Here is a 3,838-nt window from a genome sequence, read left to right as displayed (position 1 = left end):
ATCCACCACCGCGTCTCCGTCGCCGAGCCAGCCGCCGGCCGAGAGCCCGAGCCCGACGCCGACCGCCACCCCGGCGCCGGCCGAGCCGGTGGGCACCGTCGAGTCGACCTGCGACAGCCTCACCTTCACGATCGAGAACCCGGCCGACGGTGAGACCGTCGTCATGACGCTGACCCCGAACGAGGGCGAGGCGAAGACGCTGACCGTCGAGCCCGGCAAGACCGGTTCCGTCTCCTTCGACGCGACCGAGGGTCTGACCGTCACGCCGGCCGCCGAAGGCCTCGAGGACACCGAGCCGATCGCCTGGGAGCAGCCGGCCGAGTGCGATGAGGGCGAGGGTGGCGGCCTGCCGCTCACCGGCACGAACACCACCCTGATCGCGGGCGGCGCCGTCGTCCTGCTGGCCGCCGGTGCGGGCCTCTTCGTGATGGCTCGCCGTCGCCGGCTCCGGTTCACCGTCTGAACCGAACCGCGCTGAACCCGAGGGCGCGCCGACCACCCGGTCGGCGCGCCCTCGGGCGTTTCACCCGGTGCCACGCGCCTCGTGGTGGTCGGTCAGCCCTTCTCCAGGTACTCCGCGCGGTCCTCGTCGACCAGGGCGGTGACCGACGCGGCCAGCGCCGGATGCCGGGTCAGCTCCGGGTCCTTTTCGACCAGGGCGATCGCCTCGGCGCGCGCGTCGCGGATCAGGTCGGCGTCGCGCAGCAGGGAGAGCAGCCGCAGATGTGAGCGGCGCCCGGACTGGGTGGCGCCCAGCACGTCGCCCTCGCGGCGCTGCTCCAGATCCAGCTCGGCGAGTTTGAAGCCGTCGCCGGTGGAGGCCACGGCGTCCAGCCGTTCCCGGGCCGGCGATCCCTCGACCGCCTCGCTGACCAGCAGGCAGAGCCCTGCCGCGGCGCCCCGGCCGACCCGGCCACGCAGCTGGTGCAGCTGGGAGACACCGAAGCGATCGGCGTCCAACACGATCATCACGGTCGCGTTGGGCACGTCCACGCCGACCTCGACCACGGTGGTGGCCACCAGCACGTCCAGGTCACCGGCGGCGAAGGAGCGCATCACCGCGTCCTTCTCGTCGGCCGGCAGCCGGCCGTGCAACACGCCGATCCGCAGCCCGTGCAACGGCCCCTCGGCCAGCAGCGGGGCCACCTCGGTCACGGCCAGCGGCGGCCGGCGGCCGTTGTCGTCCACCGGCGGCGGCTCCTCCTCCGAGCCCGGACCGTCACCGATCCGCGGGCAGACCACGTACGCCTGGTGGCCGGCGGCCACCTCCTCACGCAGCCGGCGCCAGGCACGGTCCAGAAAGGCCGGTTTCTCGGCGGCCGGCACCACGTGCGAGGCGATCGGCGAACGCCCCCGGGGCAACTGGGAGAGGGTGGAGACCTCCAGGTCGCCGTAGACCGTCATCGCCACCGTGCGCGGGATCGGGGTGGCGGTCATCACCAGCACGTGCGGCGGCTGCTCGGCCTTGGCCCGCAGCGCGTCGCGCTGCTCCACCCCGAAGCGGTGCTGCTCGTCGACCACCACCAGACCGAGGTCGGCGAAGTCCACGCCCTCGTAGAGCAGCGCGTGGGTGCCGAGCACGAGGCCGGCGGCGCCGCTGGCCACCTCGCCGAGCGCGCGTCGACGAGCGGCCGCGCCCAGCGAGCCGGTAACCAGCTTCACCCGGGTGGCGTGCTCGGCGGAATCCAGCTCGCCGGCCCGCCCGAGCGGCCCGAGGAGGTCGAGCATGCCGCGGTGGTGCTGTGCGGCCAGCACCTCGGTGGGCGCCAGCAGCGCCGCCTGGCCGCCCGCGTCCACCACCTGGAGCATCGCCCGCAACGCCACCACCGTCTTGCCCGAGCCCACCTCGCCCTGCAACAACCGGTGCATCGGGTGCGGGGCGGCCAGGTCGGCGGCGATCTCCACGCCGACGTCGCGCTGGCCGGCGGTCAGCTCGTACGGCAGCCGGGCGTCGAAGGCGTCCAGCAACCCACCGGGGCGCGCCGGACGGGGTCGGGCCGGCCAGTCCGCGGCCCGGTGCTTGCGCTGCACCAGGGTCAGCTGGACGGCGAACGCCTCGTCCCACTTGAGCCGGTGCCGCGCCCGGTAGAGGTCCTCCTTGCTGCTCGGCCGGTGGATCTCCCGCAGCGCGGCGCCCAGCCCGACCAGGTTGCGGCTGGCCCGCACCGTGGCCGGCACCGGATCCTCCGGCGGGGTGAAGGTGTCCAGCACCACCCGCACGCAGCGGGCGATCACCCAGGTCGGCACCGCCGCCGCGGCCGGGTAGACGGGGATCAGCGCGCCGGCGAACTCCTCGATCTCGTCGCTGACCGCCGCCTCGCCGTCGCCGCCCTCACCGAGCAGGACGTACTCCGGGCCGTTGAGCTGACGCTTGCCCCGGAACTCGGTGACCTTGCCGGCGAACAACCCCCACCGGCCCGGACGCAGCTCCCGCTCGCGCCACGCCTGGTTGCCGAAGAAGGTCAGCGTCAGCAACCCGCCGGAGCCGTCACCGACGGTCACCTCCAGCAGGTTGCCCCGGCGTTGGCGCATCGGGCGCACCGCGGTGCGCTGCACCTGGGCCAGCACGGTGACCTGCTCGCCGACGTCCAGCGAGCGGATGTCGGTGTGCTCGCCACGCTCGTCGTAGCGGCGCGGGAAGTGGTAGACGAGATCACCCGCGGTGTGCAGGTCGAGGTGGGCGCCCAACGCCTTGGCCGTCTTGTCCCCGACCAGCTTCTTCAGCGGAGTGTCCACCGTGGCCGGTTCGCTCATTCGACCCCCACCAGGAGCGGATAAAACGGCTGACCGCCCGGGTACGCCTGCACCTCGACGAACGGCCAGCGTCGCGCGACGTGCGCGCGGACGGCATCGGTGAGCCCGGCCGGCGCGTCCACGCCGGCCAGCAGCGTGACCAGCTCCCCACCGCCACCGAGCATCCGGTCGACCACCGCCGCGCAGGTGTCGGTCAGGTCGGCGCCGATCAGGTGCACCTCCCCCTCGACCAGCGCCAGCACGTCACCGGGGCGGCACGGGCCGGCGACGGTCAGCGCCTCCCGGCTGGCATGGCAGACCTCGGCGTAGCGGCAGGCGCCCGCCGCCTCGGCCATCGCGATCACGTCGTCCTCGAAGCGGCGGGCGCCGTCGCGGACCGCGAGGGCGGCCAGCGCCTGCACCGGCGAGCGGGTCGGCACCACACTCACCTTGATGCCGTAGCGGTGTGCCTCGCGGGCCGCCGCGCTCGCCACCGCCTCGGTGTCCGGGTCGTTGGGCAGCACCACCACCCGCGCCGCGCCGGTGCTGCGCACCGCGTCCAGCAGCTCCCCGATGGACGGATTGCCCGGCACCACGGTGGCGCCCTCGGCGGCGAAGAGCCCGGCGATCCCGACGCCGGTGGCCACCACCACGGCGGCCCGGCCGTCCGCCGCCGGGCCGGGGGACGGCTCCGGTTGGTCCGCGAAACGGGTCACCGAGATCCGGTACGGGCGGCCGGCGGCGACCCCCGCCTCGATCGCCGCGCCCACGTCGTTGACGTGGACGTGCACGTTCCAGGTGCCCTCCGACTCGCGCCCGTCGCCGACCACGACCAGCGAATCCCCCAGCGCGTCCAGCACCCGGCGCATCCCGGCCACCGCCTCGGCCGGGGCGTCGAGCAGGAACTGCACCTCGTAGGCGTACTCCTCGGAGCCGGTCTCCCGGGCGACCGTGGCGGCCGGCCGGGCGGCGCGCGGCGCCGGCGCGGCGCGCACGGCGACCTCCCCGGTGAGCACCTCGACCAGGGCGTCGAGCAGCACGCAGAGGCCCCGGCCGCCCGCGTCGACCACACCGGCGCGGGCCAGGGCCGGCAGCTGCTCCGGGG

General features: G+C 74.9%; 3 protein-coding genes. 1 reads left to right on the top strand and 2 read right to left on the bottom strand.

The window, feature by feature from the left end; genetic code table 11:
- Positions 1-463 (top strand): LAETG motif-containing sortase-dependent surface protein (locus tag EAD98_RS00645; RefSeq protein WP_121652159.1); only part of this gene is annotated, 463 nt, incomplete at its 5' end.
- A 92-nt stretch (positions 464-555) separates the two neighbouring features.
- Here the strand turns inward: EAD98_RS00645 and recG are convergent.
- On the bottom strand, positions 556-2,754 hold the full coding sequence (gene recG / locus EAD98_RS00640) for an ATP-dependent DNA helicase RecG (protein ID WP_121652158.1): 2,199 nt from the start codon (positions 2,752-2,754) through the stop codon (positions 556-558).
- A partial coding sequence (locus tag EAD98_RS00635) for a DAK2 domain-containing protein (RefSeq protein ID WP_121652157.1) occupies positions 2,751-3,838 on the bottom strand: 1,088 nt, incomplete at its 5' end. The genes recG and EAD98_RS00635, both read right to left, overlap by 4 nt.

This window comes from Micromonospora sp. CV4 (assembly GCF_003667455.1).
Classification (GTDB): Bacteria; Actinomycetota; Actinomycetes; order Mycobacteriales; family Micromonosporaceae; genus Micromonospora.
The sequence above is the reverse complement of the archived record's forward strand: the minus strand, read 5'-3'. Positions and strand labels throughout refer to the sequence as shown.

Bases quoted from the DNA above. Each gene is read 5' to 3' on its own strand.
- recG (WP_121652158.1), bottom strand. From the start codon at position 2,754: ATGAGCGAACCGGCCACGGTGGACACTCCGCTGAAGAAGCTGGTCGGG.